18 protein-coding genes are annotated in these 17,629 nt (G+C 56.9%); 9 read left to right on the top strand and 9 right to left on the bottom strand.

Going from position 1 to position 17,629, the window contains the following annotated elements; genetic code table 11:
- Positions 1 to 71: 71 nt before the first annotated feature.
- Positions 72 to 971 (bottom strand): MurR/RpiR family transcriptional regulator, encoded by a 900-nt coding sequence (locus tag AC2FNR_RS00710; protein WP_496847647.1) that lies wholly within the window; start codon positions 969 to 971, stop codon positions 72 to 74.
- 89 nt (positions 972 to 1,060) lie between these two features.
- Here AC2FNR_RS00710 and AC2FNR_RS00705 point away from each other — a divergent pair, with 89 nt between their 5' ends.
- The 3 genes from AC2FNR_RS00705 to AC2FNR_RS00695 all read left to right on the top strand — a co-directional run bounded on the left by AC2FNR_RS00705 (position 1,061) and on the right by AC2FNR_RS00695 (position 3,605).
- On the top strand, positions 1,061 to 1,819 hold the full coding sequence (locus AC2FNR_RS00705) for a beta-keto acid cleavage family enzyme (RefSeq protein ID WP_496847646.1): 759 nt from the start codon (positions 1,061 to 1,063) through the stop codon (positions 1,817 to 1,819).
- Entirely contained in the window at positions 1,816 to 3,132 is a 1,317-nt protein-coding gene (locus tag AC2FNR_RS00700; RefSeq protein ID WP_496847645.1) for an aspartate aminotransferase family protein, read from the top strand. Before AC2FNR_RS00705 ends, AC2FNR_RS00700 begins: the two co-directional genes overlap by 4 nt.
- 71 nt (positions 3,133 to 3,203) lie before the next feature.
- On the top strand, positions 3,204 to 3,605 hold the full coding sequence (locus AC2FNR_RS00695) for a hypothetical protein (RefSeq protein ID WP_170750977.1): 402 nt from the start codon (positions 3,204 to 3,206) through the stop codon (positions 3,603 to 3,605).
- A 35-nt stretch (positions 3,606 to 3,640) separates the two neighbouring features.
- On the opposite strand, the gene infC is transcribed toward AC2FNR_RS00695, so the two are convergent.
- The 7 genes from infC to cobA all read right to left on the bottom strand — a co-directional run bounded on the left by infC (position 3,641) and on the right by cobA (position 9,264).
- On the bottom strand, positions 3,641 to 4,102 hold the full coding sequence (gene infC, locus AC2FNR_RS00690; RefSeq protein ID WP_331251806.1) for a translation initiation factor IF-3: 462 nt from the start codon (positions 4,100 to 4,102) through the stop codon (positions 3,641 to 3,643).
- Positions 4,103 to 4,348: 246 nt separating this feature from the next.
- On the bottom strand, positions 4,349 to 5,182 hold the full coding sequence (locus AC2FNR_RS00685) for a ferredoxin--NADP reductase (RefSeq protein WP_496847644.1): 834 nt from the start codon (positions 5,180 to 5,182) through the stop codon (positions 4,349 to 4,351).
- 105 nt (positions 5,183 to 5,287) lie between these two features.
- Entirely contained in the window at positions 5,288 to 5,695 is a 408-nt protein-coding gene (locus AC2FNR_RS00680; RefSeq protein WP_496847643.1) for a DUF934 domain-containing protein, read from the bottom strand.
- A complete protein-coding gene (locus AC2FNR_RS00675; protein WP_496847642.1) occupies positions 5,692 to 6,453 on the bottom strand; it encodes a phosphoadenylyl-sulfate reductase in 762 nt (253 codons plus the stop codon). The genes AC2FNR_RS00680 and AC2FNR_RS00675 overlap by 4 nt, the downstream gene beginning before the upstream one ends.
- Complete coding sequence (locus AC2FNR_RS00670) at positions 6,443 to 8,107, bottom strand: nitrite/sulfite reductase (protein WP_496847641.1); 1,665 nt, start codon at positions 8,105 to 8,107, stop codon at positions 6,443 to 6,445. Before AC2FNR_RS00670 ends, AC2FNR_RS00675 begins: the two co-directional genes overlap by 11 nt.
- A gap of 66 nt (positions 8,108 to 8,173) precedes the next feature.
- A complete protein-coding gene (locus tag AC2FNR_RS00665) occupies positions 8,174 to 8,488 on the bottom strand; it encodes a DUF2849 domain-containing protein (RefSeq protein WP_170354009.1) in 315 nt (104 codons plus the stop codon).
- Positions 8,488 to 9,264, bottom strand: a complete 777-nt coding sequence (gene cobA / locus AC2FNR_RS00660; RefSeq protein ID WP_496847640.1) for a uroporphyrinogen-III C-methyltransferase — start codon at positions 9,262 to 9,264, stop codon at positions 8,488 to 8,490. Before cobA ends, AC2FNR_RS00665 begins: the two co-directional genes overlap by 1 nt.
- 141 nt (positions 9,265 to 9,405) lie before the next feature.
- Between cobA and AC2FNR_RS00655 the strand changes: the two genes are divergently transcribed.
- Positions 9,406 to 9,885, top strand: coding sequence for an Lrp/AsnC family transcriptional regulator (locus tag AC2FNR_RS00655; RefSeq protein ID WP_170354013.1), 480 nt, complete (start codon positions 9,406 to 9,408; stop codon positions 9,883 to 9,885).
- A gap of 4 nt (positions 9,886 to 9,889) precedes the next feature.
- On the opposite strand, the gene AC2FNR_RS00650 is transcribed toward AC2FNR_RS00655, so the two are convergent.
- Positions 9,890 to 11,071 carry a cytochrome P450 gene (locus AC2FNR_RS00650; RefSeq protein ID WP_496847648.1) on the bottom strand — a complete coding sequence of 394 codons (1,182 nt, stop codon included), beginning with the start codon at positions 11,069 to 11,071 and terminating at the stop codon, positions 9,890 to 9,892.
- 47 nt (positions 11,072 to 11,118) lie between these two features.
- On the opposite strand from AC2FNR_RS00650, the gene AC2FNR_RS00645 reads away from it, so the two are divergent.
- From AC2FNR_RS00645 to AC2FNR_RS00625, 5 genes are all read left to right on the top strand, one after another.
- Positions 11,119 to 12,852 carry a sensor histidine kinase gene (locus AC2FNR_RS00645; RefSeq protein ID WP_496847639.1) on the top strand — a complete coding sequence of 578 codons (1,734 nt, stop codon included), beginning with the start codon at positions 11,119 to 11,121 and terminating at the stop codon, positions 12,850 to 12,852.
- Positions 12,849 to 14,078, top strand: a complete 1,230-nt coding sequence (locus AC2FNR_RS00640) for a sigma-54-dependent transcriptional regulator (protein ID WP_496847638.1) — start codon at positions 12,849 to 12,851, stop codon at positions 14,076 to 14,078. The genes AC2FNR_RS00645 and AC2FNR_RS00640 overlap by 4 nt, the downstream gene beginning before the upstream one ends.
- Before the next feature lie 363 nt (positions 14,079 to 14,441).
- Positions 14,442 to 15,443 (top strand): DctP family TRAP transporter solute-binding subunit, encoded by a 1,002-nt coding sequence (locus AC2FNR_RS00635; protein WP_496847637.1) that lies wholly within the window; start codon positions 14,442 to 14,444, stop codon positions 15,441 to 15,443.
- Between the two features lie 107 nt (positions 15,444 to 15,550).
- Positions 15,551 to 16,228, top strand: coding sequence for a TRAP transporter small permease (locus tag AC2FNR_RS00630; RefSeq protein WP_496847636.1), 678 nt, complete (start codon positions 15,551 to 15,553; stop codon positions 16,226 to 16,228).
- Positions 16,228 to 17,604 (top strand): TRAP transporter large permease, encoded by a 1,377-nt coding sequence (locus AC2FNR_RS00625; protein ID WP_170354025.1) that lies wholly within the window; start codon positions 16,228 to 16,230, stop codon positions 17,602 to 17,604. The genes AC2FNR_RS00630 and AC2FNR_RS00625 overlap by 1 nt, the downstream gene beginning before the upstream one ends.
- The last annotated feature ends 25 nt before the right edge of the window (positions 17,605 to 17,629 follow it).

Here is a 17,629-nt window from a genome sequence, read left to right as displayed (position 1 = left end):
ATGACCAAACGCGCCGTCCAAGCCTGTAGCTAAATCAAACGTCAGCCCTGAAGCAAAAAACAGGGCTGACTTTAGGATCGACGAAGTCGCGGGAGTTTGGACGGTTGCCAATACGCGCCGGTACCTTCGCGCGCTTTTTGGTAGCGCTCGACTCTTTTGCGCGCATCTTCGCCACCGGTTTCAAATAGATGTCCCAAAAGGCAATCCAGAACCGCCGTAGCACCCGCGAAGTTGGAAAAATGATGCTGAGATCGGGTGCTGACCTGAAAAACAACGTCAGGTTCGATGCCTGGGGCGATCACGTCGCTTTCGGAAATCAAAATGACTTTCAGCCCCCTTTGTGTTGCAAAGCGCATCGCGGCGATTGTTTCGGCGGAATAGGGATGAAACGTGATGGCGATCAGGCAGTCCCGATCATTCGAGTCCAACAGGTCATCGATGACGGACCCCGAATGTCGCGGAGCAAGCTGTATGCCAGGATGCGCCATGCGACCCGCGTATGAAAAATAGTAGGCTAAGGCATGGCTTGCCCGAGTTGCTGTCACAAAACATCTGTTTGATTCGGTGATGTAGTGAATGGTTTTTGAAACCTTCGCAGGCTGCATAAGTCTCAGAGAGCGGGTCACGACATTCAATGAATTGTGCGCGAACTTCGCTTGTGCCCGATCCAGTTCACTTCCGGACTCTGTGGTGTCCAGCCACTCTTGGCCCAGCTGGGATTCTTGGTCGGTGACCAGAGTTTTGCGGAAGGGTGTGCGGAACGCTTCAAAGCCATCATACCCCATGCGCTGAGCCAACCGAACCAAGACGTTCGGGCTGACACCGATATTACTGGCCGTAACCCTAATAGAGTCCAACGCGAAGTCGCCGGGGTGATCGATAATATACTTAGCCGCCGCCTGAAGGCCCGGTGGCATTGATGAGATGTCGTCTCGCAGCTTGTGCGTAATTCGGGACGGTGTATCTGGCATAGTGTAAAAAAACATTTGTTATGAAAATTGTAAATTAAAAACGTGCTCGCACACAACTAGAGTGAGCCCAAGCAATCAAGGCCGCATCGATGAAGCACACAGCCCGTCCTTACGTTTTGGTCGCGCCAAATGGCGCGCGTCGCACGTCGCAAGACCACGCGGAACTTCCTGTTGGGATCGACGATATAGTGTCGACGGCAAAGGCATGTTTTTCTGCCGGAGCACACGGTCTCCATCTGCATGTGCGTGACGAACAAGGAGCGCATTCGTTGGATCCGGGGCGATATCTCGAAGCGATAACCGAGTTGCGGCGCGCCGTTCCCGGCATGGATATCCAGATCACGACCGAGGCCGCCGGTATTTACGATGTCGCCGAGCAGTTGGACTGTCTTACCAAGGTTCGACCTGCATGGGTCTCAATCTCGGTGCGCGAAATCGCTCGATCACCGGAATTGGCTGCAAAAGTGTACGCAGTGTGTGCGGATATGGAGGCGCGCGTGCAGCATATCCTTTATGATGCTGAAGATGCGGCTCTGCTGTCCTATTGGCGGGCCAATGGAACAGTGAAATCGGCTCAGACAGACCGACTTCTGGTACTGGGACGGTATATGCAGGGGCAAGAATCCGCGCTCGAAGATTTGGATCGGTTTCCCTTGGGAGTGTCGCCCTGGATGGTCTGCGCATTCGGTAAACAGGAACACGCTTGTTTGCGTCTGGCGGCCTCGCGAGGGGGAGACGTACGGGTCGGGTTTGAAAACAGTTTGTACAGGCCAGACGGAACGGTTTGGGCGGACAATGCGGCGTCCGTGTCGACTTTGGTTACATCACTTAAGAAAGGTTCGTTATGAGCAACATATTTCCGAGACACACGAAGTCGAAACTGCCGGTCGCTGTCGCGGGTGACGGGGCGTATTTGATCGATAGTCAGGGACGTCGATACCTGGATTGCGGAGATGCAGCCGTGTCGTGCCTGGGGCATTCAAACCAGTCGGTCATCAAGGCCGTTCAGGATCAGGTTGAGAAAATTGCTTTTGCTCATACGGGGTTCATGACCTCGGAGCCGGCGGAAGCATTGGCCGAGATGTTGATACAAAATGCGCCGGGAAATCTGGACCGCGTCTACTTTGTATCCGGAGGATCCGAAGCGACGGAAGCTGCGATCAAGTTGGCCCGACAGTATTTCCTTGAGGTTGGTCAGCCGGATCGACGGCATGTAATTGCGCGGCGTCAAAGTTACCACGGGAATACGTTGGGCGCGCTGTCTGCTGGCGGCAATGCCTGGCGTAGGGCGCAGTTTGCGCCCATGCTGATAGAGATGACGCATATCGCACCATGTTACGAATATGCTGAAAAAACTGACGGAGAGAGCAGCTTTGACTACGGCCAACGCGTCGCCAACGAGTTGGAAGATGAAATTTTGCGCCTGGGTCCGGACAGCGTTATGGCCTTTATGGCTGAACCCGTTGTCGGGGCAACTCTGGGTGCTGTCCCAGCTGTTGACGGCTATTTCAGGCGAATCCGTGAAATCTGCGACAAATACGGTGTGCTTTTGATCTTGGACGAAGTGATGTGCGGAATGGGGCGCACGGGTCACTTGTTCGCTTGCGATCACGACGGAGTTGTGCCTGACATATTGTGTATCGCGAAAGGCCTAGGGGCTGGCTATCAACCGATAGGCGCGATGCTTTGTACAGATGGGATTTACAGCGCGATCCGGGACGGGACGGGGTTCTTTCAGCACGGCCATACCTATGTTGGCCACCCCGTCGCAACGGCGGCAGCTTTGGCCGTTCTCCAGGAGCTAACCTCACGCAATTTGCCCGCCCGAGCCGGGGCGATGGGTCAAAAGCTCCAGCGTTCACTAGAAGACGCTTTTGGTCAGCATCCCAATGTCGGGGATATTCGAGGTCGAGGCTTGTTCCGGGGGATCGAGCTGGTCGCTGATCAGGGCAGCAAGCGTCCATTTGACCCGGCGAATGGACTGGCTGGAAAGATCAAACAGGCCGCATTTGCCGAAGGTCTGATCTGCTACCCTATGGCTGGTACTCGCGATGGACGTGTGGGGGACCACATTCTTCTGGCGCCGCCATTTGTCATTGAAGACACACAAATCGAAGAATTAACCTGGAAGCTGGGCAAAGCGATTTCGACCGTGCTATAACACCCTTGTGAACTGACTTTTCTTTTTAACTCAATAAAGTATTAGTCAAATTTTTTATTGGGGCGAGTGTAATGGTTAACGATATTTGGGTGAGTTTTCGAAGTCTTCCAACATGGGTTCAGATTTGGGTTCTCGTAGTTTTAATCCCGGTTAACCTTGCACCTTTGGCTTTTATGGATCAACCACACGGTGAGTTAATCGCCGTTTTGGCAGTAACCGGTATGGCCCTGAATATTCCGATCATGCTAGCCGCCCGAGGGATGAGCAAGGCGATGGCTTTGCCGCACCTGTTGTGCTGGGGGCCTTTGGTGATTGTCATCGCGATGGTGTTGTCCGCAGATTCGGCGCTTTCGCCTGAATACGCCGGTTTCCTGACGTTGCTTCTTATCATTGATACGATATCGCTTGGCTTTGACCTGCACGATTCATTCCACTGGGTAAAAGCCAGATCGCAAAACAAAAGCCCCCTTTAAAAAAGGAGGCTTCTTCAGGGTTTACGCGGTCCTGATTACTTCTGAGGAAGCGGCCCGATCATCATGATCATCTGACGACCTTCCATCTTGGGCATGTTTTCGACCTTGCCCAGTTCCTTGATGTCCTCGGCGACACGTTCCAACAATTCGCGCCCAAGGTTCTGGTGCGCCATCTCACGGCCACGGAACCGCAGAGTGACTTTGACTTTGTCGCCTTTTTCCAGAAACTTGAAAACGTTCTTCATTTTGACGTCATAGTCATGCGTATCGGTGTTGGGGCGGAATTTGACCTCTTTCACCTCGATGACTTTTTGTTTTTTGCGCGCCTCGGCTTCGCGTTTTTGCGTCTCGTACTTAAACTTGCCAAAATCCATGATCTTGCAGACCGGCGGGTTCGCATTGGGCGAAATCTCGACCAGGTCAAGGCCCGCATCTGCGGCAAGTTGCATGGCTTTGGCGGGATGAACCACCCCGACGTTATCGCCGTCAGCGCCAATCAGGCGGATTTCGGGGGCACGGATTTTTTCATTGACGCGCGGGCCGGTATCTCTCTGAGGCGGCGCGTTGTGAGGTCTGCGAGCTATGGGTTCATTCCTTTGATGATTGCAGAAATTCGAGCCCGAAATTTAGACCGCCCGGCGCGCTGATTCAAGCGTGATCCGCGCCGAAAAGGCCGAATTTCTTAGGTATCACAGCAGCTTTATGCGCCGACCACAGTCATTCCTGTGCCCGGCGCGGTCAGTTTAGCCCACAAAGGCTTTTTCGATCACGAATTCCTTGGGCTCGGAATTGGCGCCTTCGCGCAGGCCGAACTCCTCCAGAATCTCTTTGATATCCAGATTGAAAGCTAGCGACCCGCAGACCATGCCGCGATCGGTTTTCGGCTTAATGCCGCCTTCGATGCCCAGATCAGCAAAGACAGTGCCGTCTTTCAGCAGGTCGGTGATGCGGCCCATCTTGGGGCTCTCTTCCCGAGTGGTGGTCGGGTAATACCGGATCTTGTCGGCGAAACCTTCGCCCATCAACTCGGCCAGCATCTCGTCCTGACGGATGTTTTCGATCAGTTGGCGACCATATTCCAGTTCGGCCACTTCGCGGCAGGTATGGGTGATGATAACCTCATCGTAATCCTCATAGGTCTGCGGCTCGCGCAACAGCGAGGCGAAGGGGGCAAAGCCGGTGCCGGTGGCAAAGAACCACAGACGTTTGCCCGGAAGCAGAGCGTCATGGACCAGCGTGCCAACGGGCTTGGGCCGCAGGATGATCTGGTCGCCGGGTTTGATGTGCTGCAGCTTCGAGGTCAGAGGGCCGTCCTGCACCTTGATCGAATAGAACTCCAGCTCTTCGTCCCAGGACGGCGATGCAATGGAATATGCGCGCAGCAAAGGTTTCCCATTGTCGCCCAGCAAGCCGATCATCACAAACTCGCCCGAGCGGAAACGCAGCGAGGCAGGGCGCGACACCTTGAAGGAAAATAGGCTGTCGGTCCAATGTTTGACGTCGGTTACGGTCTGCGCGTCCGGCAGAACGGGGGCCTTTACGGCGGTTGCTTCGGTCACGGGCTTCATCTCTGTCATCGTTTCACTGCCGGTTGGGTAAACCGACATCTCCGTTTAATCTTTGATCCACGTCAGGAAAAGGGGCAGTTGCCCCAACGTCGCGCTGACTGACGTAAAGTTCAGTTATCCGCGCAGGAGGGATTGATAATTGTTGTCCTGCCAGTTGGCGCGGGCCAACCACTGATCTTCGGGCTGACGTTGCGCAAGGGCCTGGTCGATCTCGACTTCGTCAAAGCCGCTGCGACGGGCCATCGCAAACTGATCGGCCAACACATGGCCGCGCGCGCGCAAACGCCCGGTATAGCCTTTCAGGCGCAGAATGCGCGCGATGGTAAACCCGCGCCCATCGGCCGAGGACGGAAAGTCCACGCGAACCATTCTGGCGCTGCCGAGGCGGTCATACAGTTCATCCGGGTCGGTGTCCGAAGCCACATCCAGCGCAACCACGTCGTTGGCGGCGTCTTCCAGCGTGACAAACCCATCGGTCCAGTCGTCGGGGGCAAAGCCCTCATCAGTTACGATTACGTTCATGTTGTCTCTCCGGCGCGCACCATTTTGCCATCGACAAAATGGATGCCGCATTCTTCCTTGTTCTGGTCGCGCCAGCGTCCGGCGCGGGGGTCTTCGCCTTCTTTGACCGGAGAGGTGCAGGGCGCACAGCCGATCGAAGGGTATCCTTTGGCCACCAGCGGATGCCGTGGCAGGTTGTTTTCTTCCATATAGGCGCGCACGTCCTCGGGCGCCCAATGGGCCAGCGGGTTAACCTTGATCCGACCGGTGCCGTCCTCGACCTCAAAGAAGTCAAGCGCGGCGCGTGTGCCGGACTGGAACCGCTTGCGCCCTGTGATCCAGCCGCAATAGCCCGTCAGGGCTTTTTGCAGCGGAAAGGTCTTCCGCAAGTTGCAGCACGCATCCGTGTCGCGCAGGCGTAAGGCACCATAAGGGTCGTCGCGCTGCACATCCTCATCCTCGGCGCGGATGATATGGACGTTTTTCAGCCCCAGACGTTCGCTGACCTCCTGCTGGTACTCCAGCGTTTCGGTGAACAGCATCTGCGTGTCCACAAACAGCACCGGGGTCATCTTGTCGACTACAGCCGCCATATGCAGCAACACAACTGACTCGGCCCCGAAGCTGGACACCAGGGCAAGGTCTTCAATCTCTTCGATGGCACCATGCATCACGTCATGCGCGCTGTGGTGCCGGAACCGGGCGTTCAGCGCCTCGACCTTTTCGGTCAGTTCGCTGCGGTCTTTGCCCAGTTCCGTCTGGATCAGATCAAGCGGCATTCGCCTGAGCCTCGGGGTACAGAGCCGCCTTGAATGGAGCCATGCCGACACGACGATAGGTCTGCAGGAACTCTTCTTCGGGGCTGTCACGCTGTTCCAGATAGGTGTTCACGATCCGCTCGACCGCGGGAACGATCTCATCATAGGCAAAGCCGGGGCCGGTCCGATCGCCGATGGCCGCTGTTTCGGTGCCGTCGCCGCCCAGAGTGATCTGGTAGTTCTCGACGCCTGCGCGATCCAGACCCAGAATGCCGATGTGGCCCACGTGGTGATGCCCACAAGCGTTGATGCAGCCCGAGATCTTGATCTTCAGGTGGCCGATATCATGCTCGAGCTTCAGATCGTCAAAGCGGGTCGCAATTTCCTGCGCAACGGGGATTGAGCGTGCGGTGGCCAATGCGCAGTAGTCCATGCCCGGGCAGGCGATGATGTCGCTGATCAGGCCGATATTGGCGGTCGCCAGCTCGTATTCCTTCAGCTTGGCGTGGATCGCGGGCAGGTCCGATTTGTGGACATGCGGCAGGATCACGTTCTGCTCGTGGCTGATGCGCAGCTCGTCATAAGCGAACTCTTTCGCCAGATCGGCCATCACGCGCATCTGTTCAGCGGTCGCATCACCCGGCGTCGCGCCGTGCTTTTTGATCGAGATCGTGACAATCGCATGATCCGCGTTCTTGTGCGGCGCGATGTTGGTGTCGACCCATGAACGGAAGACCGGATCTTTGGTATAGGCGCTTTCAAACGACGCGACCGAGCCCTGACGGAAATCAGGCGCTGCAAAGTGGCCTTTGATCTCTTCCAACAACGCCATATCGGCACCTTTGAACTGCGGGCGAACCTGCAGGAAGCGCTCGTTGACCTTGGCGCGGATGGTGTCGATGCCGTTTTCGTGGACGGTGATCTTGATGCGGGCTTTGTATTTGTTGTCGCGGCGGCCGATCTGGTTCCAGACGGACACAGTCGCTTCAAGATAGGCCAGCAGATCGTCAAAGGCGACGAAATCCGACAATTCCTTGCCGATCATCGGAGTGCGGCCCAGACCACCACCTACGATCACGCGGGCACCCAGAACGCCGTCACGCTCGACCAGTTGCAGGCCGATATCGTGTGCCTTGATCACGGCGCGGTCGTTTTCGCTGCCGGTGATGGCGATCTTGAACTTACGCGGCATGAACTGGAATTCCGGGTGATCAGTGGACCACTGGCGCAGCAGCTCGGCATAGGGGCGGGGATCGGCGATCTCATCCGCGGCGGCACCGGCGAAATGGTCCGCAGTCACGTTGCGGATGGTGTTGCCCGAGGTCTGGATGGCGTGCATGCCCACCTCGGCCAGCGCGTCCAGCATATCGGGCACGTCGTTCAGCTTGGGCCAGTTATACTGGATGTTCTGGCGGGTGGTGAAATGGCCATAGCCTTTGTCCCACTTCTCGGCCAGCAGGGCCAGTTGGCGCATCTGTGCGCTGGACAGCGTGCCATAGGGAATGGCGACGCGCAGCATGTACGCGTGCAACTGCAGATACAGGCCGTTCATCAGGCGCAGGGGTTTGAATTCATCCTCGGTCAGCGAGCCGTCGATGCGACGCTCAACCTGGGCGCGGAACTGCTTGTTACGTTCTGCCAAAAATGCTGTGTCGAACTCGGAGTAGCGATACATGATTAGCTGTCCTTAGTTGCAGCCCCGAACCTGGGGCCTTGAAAAGGGGAGAGAGAGGGCCTGAGCTCAGGCCCGGGGCTGCGTTGCTGTTTCCTGCTTGCCATGGGCATAGTTGGACGGGCCAGTACGGCGGAAGTCCTCGCGGAAATGGGTGGGTTCGGGCCCGTTTTCACCAGCCACGGCATCGGCCAGATAGGCTCCAACAATCTTGTTGGCCTGACGTGCGGCGTCCAGCAGACGGACCTGTGCGTGGGCTTCGTCGGTGATCAGTTCGGCTTCGGCCAGATCACGCGACCAGCGGTCATCTTCAGTCAGGTAGATCACGTCGCCTTCCAGCAAGTCATTTGCGGTGACGATTTTGGGGGTAAAAGCGCGGGCCATCAGGCGTGCTCCTTATTGAATTCGGTCAGGGCCTGGGCCGCTTGGCGCGGTTCAAGGCCAATGAATGTGAGGGTAGGGCCGTCCATTTCGGCGGCGGTCAGATCAGCGGGTAGGCGATCCAAATTGGTGGCCATAACGCGTTGGTCGGAACGCGATGCGTTTTCGATCAACGTAACGGGGGTTTCTCGATCCGCACTGTGCATGATCAGTCGGCCTTGGATGAAACGGGCTGACTTCTTACCCATATAAATTGCTGCGACGGAACCTGGGCGCGCCAAAGCAGCCCAGTCGTGATCGGCAAAACCCTTCATGTCGTGCCCCGTCAAGAACCGGACCGAGGAATTTCGGCCACGTCGGGTCAGGCTTTGACCGATCCCAGCAACAGCTGCGGACGCCGCAGTAATACCGGGGATGATGGCCCACGAGATGCCCGAGGCTTCAACGGCCTCGATCTCTTCGTCCAGACGCCCAAACACGGTAGGGTCACCGGATTTCAACCGGACGACGCGCTGTCCGTTCAGCGCATGTTCCACCAATAGTGCGTCGATATCCTGCTGCTTCCACGAGGGGCCGAACCCGGCTTTGCCAACATCAACCAGAACAGCAGTCTTGCCGGCCAATTCCAGAACTTCGGCACTTATCAACCGATCATGCAAAACCACATCCGCGCATTCAAACGCACGCAACGCCTTGAGCGTCAGCAATTCAGGATCGCCCGGACCCGCGCCGACAAAGTCGACATGTCCTGCTCCGTTATGTGAATGCGCGTTCTGCATGTTTGGTTCCGGTTCGTTTGACTTGACCTGCAATATAGGAAATATTCCCGGTATTGCGCCATATGGGTGCATAAATAAGAACAAATGTTCTTTCGACGGCGCGTTGGAGAACGTGAGTTTCGAAACAAAGGAAAAATTGGGATGTCGGTGCGAATTGACGACACAGATCGGAAAATTCTGGTTGAGCTGCAGCGCGATGCCAGCCAATCACTGGACGAAATTGCCGCGCGTGTTGGCAGTTCGAAGACCCCGGTCTGGAACCGAATCCGCAAGCTGAAGGGGGCCGGTGTGATCGGTCAACAGACCGTCTTGCTGGATGCCGAGGCACTGGGTTTTGAAGCGACGTTCTTCGTTCTTATACGCACGTCCGAACACGAAGCAGACTGGCAGCGCAAATTCCTTAAGGCCCTTCGCGACCGTCCCGAGGTGCAAGAGGCGCATCGTTTGGCGGGTGACATTGACTACATCCTCAAGGTTCGGGTCAAAAATGCGCGGGCTTACGACGAATTCTACCAAACGCTGATCTCGGAAGTGCGGGTTCACAATGTGACCGCACTGCTGTCCATGGAAGAGATCAAATCGACCACAATGCTGCCGCTGAACGCTCTGGTCGCAGAATAATCCGTCAGGTCGTGACCATCAGGCGGGTCAACCCGTGAAAGTGGTACGTGTTGGAATAGTCCGGATCGCCCTCTAGGCGCAGGGACGGGCAATGATCAAATAGGGTTTTGAGGGCGATGCGCATCTCGAGACGCGCCAATGGCGCGCCTACGCAGAAATGCAGCCCTGCGCCAAAGCTGGTATTTGTTACGACGTCTCGGCTGGGTAAGAACTGATTTGGATCGGCCCAAACGGAAGGGTCGCGGTTTGCAGCGCCAAGCAACAAGGCGACCTCATCGCCTCGTTTGAAGCTGTGGCCGAAAAGATCAACCTGCTCATAGGCGTAGCGTGTGAAGATGTGTAAGGGCGGGTCATATCTGAGGATCTCCTCAACGGTGCCGTCAATCCGGTTCTCATCCAATACGTCTGGCCTTGTTCCGGTCTGAAGCAGTGTCTTTACGCCATTTCCCAACGCATGGACCGTCGCCTCATGTCCGGCATTCAACAAAAGCACACAAGTCGCAATCAATTCGTCCCGCGATAGCTTTTCGCCGTCTTCCTCGGCTGCGATCAGCTTTGTGATCAGATCTGGACTCGGCTCGACGCGGCGCAGGTCGATATAATTGCTTAGGAACTCAGTGAACTGCGCTGATGCCTGCGCTGCCCGGTCTTCGGTCTGGCGGGTTCGGTTTGCCTGGTACATCGCGACCATATCGTGGGACCATTGCAGAAGGTCAGGGGCCATATGCTCGGGTACGCCCAGCAACCGGCAAATGGTGATCACTGGCACCTGCGTGCAATATGTCTGCAGCAGATCGAACGGTTCGTCGGGAAATTCGTGGATAAGGTCGCGGCACAGTTGTTCGATGTCTGGGGTCATCGCGGCAATAGAGCGGGACGTAAAGGCCCTTATGACCAGACTACGCAATCGCGTGTGGCGCGGAGGTTCCAGTTCGAGAAGAGAATGATCCTCGATCGCCTGCCAAGCTGCCAGATGATCGGGGCCGGGGGTTTGCAATTCGGTTGGCTTCTCGCGCCCAAATCGCCGATCTTTCAGTAGTGTCTGAACGGCTCTGTGCGATACTGCGGCAACCTTGTTGTAGTCTTCCCAGAAAAACAGGTCTCCGAACCTGCGCGCATGGTCATAAAAAGGATAGGGGTCCTGAACGAATACGGGATCAACCGGCGACTGCGAGATTTTCTTCATGCCGCGCAGACTTGCCATAGGCCGCGCTGAATGCAAGACCCTAGGATATGCACAGAGCATTCGTCGTCATAGGTTTTCTGTTCTCGGTCGCGCTGCTGTCGGCGGGCGTCTGGTCCTACGGGTTCAGGCAGGCGTTGTCGCAGCTTAGCGAGAAGGCCGAGGCCGATTTGGAACTGGCCGCGGACCGGTTAAGCACTCAGATGCAGGTCTATCAGGAATTGGCCGTTCTGATGGCGGGCCATCCTGCGCTGGCTACGCTGGACACACCCTCACAACGTCAGGCGGCACAAGCCATGTTGCTGGACGTGGCCGATAAGACAGCTGCCGTCAACATGTTATATCTGGACCGCAATGGTCGGGTTCTGACCGCTGCACAGCCGACCGCGCAGGGCAGTCTGGCGGGTCACCCAGCGTTCGAACGCGCATTGCAGGGCGCTTTGGGGAGTGCGCACGGGGTCCTTCCCGAAAGCGGTGCGCGCATTTATTCTTACGCAGCACCGACATTTGATGCATTGGGTCGGGTGCAAGGGGCCTTGATGGTCGTCGCCGATGTTCAGGATGTCGAACAAACATGGCGCGGCAGTACCGAGGCCGTTTTCTTTGTGGATTCCGACGGGGTGGTCTTTATCTCGAACCGGTCCGACCTTCTGTTCTGGTATCGGTCCGAGGGTCAGCAGGGCCTGTCTCCGCCAGAAGGGAATGCGACCGATTTCGCCTCGACCATGATTGGTGGGCACGAGCTTTGGCGATTGGGGTGGGGCAGGTATCTGCCCGAACGTGCGCTGCACCTGACGCTTGATTTGCCTGTGATCGACATGACGGCCGAGGTTTTGGTCGATGTAGCTCCGGCGCGGCGTTTGGCGGGGCTGCAGGCTGCTGCGGTAGCTGCGATCTGTTTTGCTTTTGGTGCCTTGTTGTTCCTGGCGACGGAGCGGCGCAGGACGCTGGCGCAGGCCAATGTCGTTCTGGAAAGTCGTGTTGCGCAGCGAACCCGAGCTCTGACGGCCGCCAACACCGCGCTCAGGCGCGAAGTTCATGAGCGGCAAGAGGCTGAAACCGCATTAAAAAAAGCCCAGGCTGAGCTGATACAGGCCGGAAAGCTAAGCGCATTGGGGCAGATGTCCGCCGGGATCAGCCACGAATTGAATCAGCCGCTCATGGCGATCCAGCAATTTGCCGATAATGGCACAGCATTTTTGTCGCGTGGGCGTGAAGGGCGGGCGGCTGAAAATCTGACACGCATATCGGACATGGCGGCGCGGATGGCGCGCATCATCAAAAACCTTCGGGCCTTTGCCCGAAACGAAAGTGAACCTATGGGTAAGGTCGACTTGGTTCAGGTGATCGAAACGGCTGTCGAACTGACCGATGCGCGCCTGCGGTCCGAAGGGGTCGAACTGGAATGGCAGCTGCCTTCTGGTCCTGTTTTTGCTTGGGGCGGCGAGGTGCGGCTTGTTCAGGTGTTTGTGAACCTGATCAACAACGCCGCCGATGCCATGAGCCAGCAGGATGACAAGTTGATCAATATTGCGATCGAGACGGGTGACAAACTGGCGGTCACGGTGCGCGATATCGGCCCAGGTATCGAAAACACTGAAAAACTGTTCGAGCCGTTCTATACCACCAAGGCTGTGGGATCGTCCGAGGGGATGGGGTTGGGCCTCTCGATCTCTTACGGGTTGGTCCAGAGTTTTGGTGGTAACATCCGTGGAACCAACGCGCAGACAGGGGCGATGTTCACGGTCGAGCTTGAGTATTACCGGGAAGATGAGGTCGCATGACACGAAAGGTCCTTTTGGTCGATGACGATGCGGCGGTGCGCGAGGCATTGGCCCAAACCCTGGAGCTGGCGGATTACGCGCCCGTGACTGCTGGATCTTTTGTGGCCGCCAAGGATCACATTCGGGCAGATTTTGCAGGCGTTATCGTGTCGGACATCAGGATGCCCGGACGTGACGGGTTTCACCTGTTGAACTACGCGCGTGAGGTTGATGCCGATCTGCCGGTGATCTTGTTGACTGGCGAAGGTGATGTCCCCATGGCCGTTCGTGCGATGGGGACAGGTGCATTTGATTTTCTCGAAAAACCATGCGCTGCCTCGGACTTGCTCGAGGTTCTGGAACGCGCACAGGCGGCGCGGCGACACGTTCTGGAACAGCGTGCCTTGAAACATGAGTTGGAAAAAGGAGATCCAGCCGCGCGGCTTCTGTTCGGCCTGTCTGCGCAAGCCGAGCGGCTTAGGGAACGGGTTCGTACGGTTGCCCGGACAGGGGTAGAGGTTCTGGTGACCGGCCCCGCAGGCAGCGGCATTTCAAAGGTGGCTGAAGTGGTGCATTTGATGTCTCCGCAATCGCAAGGCCCGTTTGTCAAGCGCCCTGCCTCGGGGTTGACGGTGCAGGAGTTACGACATGTTTGCGAGGACGCCGCGGGGGGCTCATTGTTTTTGGATGAGATTTCGGCGATGCCGACTGAAACCCAGTACGCTGCCCTTGAAATCGTCGAGCAAGGGGTCGGCGCGCGTATCATCGCCGGAACCACTGCTGATCTCGCGCGCTTGTCTGATGCTGGACAGTTTCATGCCGATCTTTTCTATCGTTTGGACGTGATGCGGGTTCGGATACCGTCGCTTGCTGAACGCCCCGAGGATATTCCGGTGATCTTTCGCCACTATGTTGCACAAGCGGCCGAGCAGGCCGGGATTGCTGCACCGGATATCACGTCGGAACATTTGGCGTCATTGATGACGCAGGACTGGCCGGGCAATGCGCGATCCTTGATGTCAGCGGCCATGCGGTTTGTTCTTGGGATGCCGGACGAGGTCGCTTCGGCCGCAGAACTGGGGCTGAGTGAGCAGATGGCCCAAGTCGAACGTTCGCTTTTGATTGCGTCTTTGGGGCGCCACAATGGCAAGGCCTCGGACGCGGCCAAAGCGCTAAAACTGCCGCGCAAGACCTTCTATGACAAACTAGCGCGTTATGGCATTCGCCCCGAGGATTACCGAAGGTAGGTTCTCCCGCCGCCTGTCACTGCATTTTCATGCAATTCAAGGCGTTGGGCGTGGCAGTCCGCTGGTGCGGACTGCGGTGGCGCCGGTGTTGTCGGGTGATTCTAACCGTACGATTCGAAATATGTGCGAAAATCCGCACAAAGGCAGATTTCCTTGTGTGGAAATTCGCACGTAGTCCAGGTTGGTTCACGGCAGACTTAGTTGAAACGCTGATACATGAAATAAAAACAAAGGCTTAAAACGAATCTCGCGCATCCCCAACAAAAAGTTGAGCGGTGGCAGGCGATTCGGTTCACTGCCCGGCATAAGGCGCCTTGGCGGCGCTCTTGAGAAGTTTCTGAGAAGTCTGGGAGGAAAAGACAGATGAAATTCCTGACAACAGCCGCGACAGCAGTTGCTCTGACTGTGACGGCAACTGCCGGTATGGCAGCGTGTGATGATGGTGAGATCGTGGTGAAGTTCGCTCACGTGACGAACACCGACAAGCACCCCAAGGGTATAGCAGCGTCGCTGCTTGAGCAGCGTGTGAACGATGAAATGAATGGCGTCATGTGTATGGAGGTTTTCCCGAACTCGACCCTCTATAATGACGACAAGGTCCTTGAGGCTATGTTGCAGGGCGATGTTCAGCTAGCTGCGCCGTCGCTGTCCAAGTTTGAAAAATTCACCAAGCAATTCCGGCTATTTGACCTGCCGTTCATGTTCAAGAACATCGATGCAGTGGATACGTTCCAAGCCTCGGCCGACGGTCAGGCCATGAAGGACAGCATGCAGCGCCGCGGCCTGCAGGGATTGGCGTTCTGGCACAATGGCATGAAGCAGATGTCCGCCAACAAGCCACTGGAAACACCGGCAGATGCTAATGGTCTGAAGTTCCGCGTGCAGTCGTCGGACGTGCTGGTCGCGCAAATGGAAGCGATCGGTGGTAGCCCGCAGAAGATGGCGTTCTCGGAAGTGTATGGCGCTCTGCAGCAGGGTGTTGTGGATGGCCAGGAAAACACCTGGTCGAACATCTATGGCAAGAAGTTCTTCGAGGTGCAGGACGGTATCACCGAAACCAACCACGGTATCATCGACTATCTGGTCGTGACCTCGGTTGACTGGCTGGACAGCCTGGACCCCGAAGTGCGCGATCAATTCCTGACGATCCTGGGTGAAGTCACCGAGACGCGCAACAAAGAAGCCTTTGCAGTCAACGAAGCGGCCAAGCAGTCGGTTATCGACGCTGGTGGCACCATCCGTGAATTGAACGCTGAACAGCGTCAGGCTTGGGTCGATGCCATGAAGCCTGTTTGGGACAAATTCGCTGGTGATGTAGGCCAAGACAAAATCGACGCCGCTCAGGCGATCAACGCCGGGTTCTGATCCGGATCGCCGCGCGTCGGGGGACTGGGGAGTTATCGACGCGCAGGCCGGGCGGGCCGCATCAGGCCCGCCCCAATCAATCATCCTAAAAATGTGGGGACAGAGAGATGTCTGGTGCGAATCCCGGCCAAGGCGGGCTGATCGACCATATCGAGGAAACCCTGATCGCGGTGTTGCTTGGCCTGATGACGGCTGTGACGTTTGCCAACGTGATCGCGCGGTTTGCCTTTAATTCCAATATCCTGTGGGCACTTGAAATGACCGTGTTCATGTTCGGGTGGCTGGTGCTGCTTGGCGCGTCTTATGCGGTCAAGAAACATGCGCATCTGGGCGTTGATGCGATCCTTAACATGCTGCCACCTGCACCGCGCCGTGTGCTGGCTCTGATCGCAGTGGCTTGCTGTCTGGTCTTTTCGTTGCTGTTGCTGAAGGGGTCGTATGACTATTGGGCTGTGTTTGCGGATCTGCCACCCACGTCGGGGCGCTGGTTCCCAACCGGGTTTGATACCGGGGCGCGCAGTCAGAGTTTTTATGAGGTTGACGATATTCCGATGGTCGCGCCGCTGCGCTTTCTGGAAGACCTGATCAACTATGGTGAAGGGTACGAGAAAATCCCAAAGGTCATTCCGTATCTGGTGCTGCCCGTATCCATGCTGTTGCTGTTGATCCGGTTTACGCAAGCCGCCATTCAAATCTGGCGCGGAGAGGCCGACCGCCTTGTCGCCAGCCACGAAGTCGAGGACGAGATCGAAGAAGTCCGCGCACAACAAGGGGTGCATGACTAATGGACGTCGTTCTTCTTTTCTCAATGGTCATTGGCTTGCTGCTGATCGGTGTTCCGATTGCGGTGGCGCTTGGCCTCAGTTCGACCCTGTTCCTGCTGATCTATTCTGACAGTTCGCTGGCCTCGGTCGCAGGCACACTGTTCGAGGCATTCGAGGGCCATTTCACCCTGTTGGCGATCCCGTTCTTTATCCTCGCGTCGTCCTTCATGACGACGGGCGGTGTGGCGCGGAGGATCATCCGGTTCTCGATTGCCTGTGTGGGGCATCTTCCGGGTGGTTTGGCGATTGCGGGTGTGTTTGCCTGTATGTTGTTTGCGGCGCTGTCAGGCTCGTCCCCGGCGACCGTGGTGGCCATCGGCTCCATCGTGATCGCGGGCATGCGTCAGGTCGGCTATTCCAAGGAATTCGCTGCCGGTGTGATCTGTAACGCCGGTACTCTGGGCATCCTGATCCCGCCGTCGATCGTGATGGTCGTCTATGCGGCGGCTGTTGAGGTGTCCGTCGGGCGCATGTTCCTTGCAGGCGTCATTCCAGGCCTGATGGCGGGTCTTATGCTGATGATCACCATCTACGTCATGGCCAAGGTCAAGAACCTGCCCAAAGGCGATTGGAAAGGGTGGGGTGAGATCTTTGCCTCGGCGCGCGAGGCCGGATGGGGCCTGTTCCTTATCGTCATCATTCTGGGTGGTATCTATGGCGGTATCTTCACCCCGACCGAGGCGGCAGCCGTCGCTGCGGTGTACTCTTTCCTGATTGCCAGCTTTGTCTACAAAGATATGGGGCCGCTCAGCACCGAAGAGGGCCAGCAGAACCTGCCTTTGATCAAAAAGCCTTATGCGCTGGTAACCGCGTTCTTTCACCCGGACACCAAGCATACGCTGTTCGAGGCCGGCAAGCTGACTGTCACGCTGCTGTTCGTGATCGCCAACGCGCTGATCCTGAAACACGTTCTGACGGACGAGCAAGTGCCACAGCACATCGCTAGCGCAATGTTGTCTGCAGGTCTGGGTCCTGTGACTTTCCTGATCGTGGTGAACGTGATCCTTCTGATCGGTGGTCAGTTCATGGAGCCCTCGGGCCTGCTGGTCATCGTCGCACCGCTGGTGTTCCCGATTGCCATCGAGCTGGGAATCGACCCAATCCATCTGGGCATCATCATGGTGGTCAACATGGAGATCGGGATGATTACACCTCCGGTCGGGTTGAACCTGTTCGTGACTTCGGGCGTGGCCGGGATGCCGATGATGAGCGTTGTGAAAGCGGCGTTGCCGTTCTTGGCCGTGCTGTTCGTCTTCTTGATCATGGTGACGTACATACCGTGGATATCGACCTTCCTGCCCAACACCTTCATGGGGCCAGAGATCATAACGAACTAAAGAAAAAGGCCGGACCCTCTTGGGC

This window comes from Ruegeria sp. SATB045, assembly GCF_059613525.1.
The sequence above is the reverse complement of the archived record's forward strand: the minus strand, read 5'-3'. Positions and strand labels throughout refer to the sequence as shown.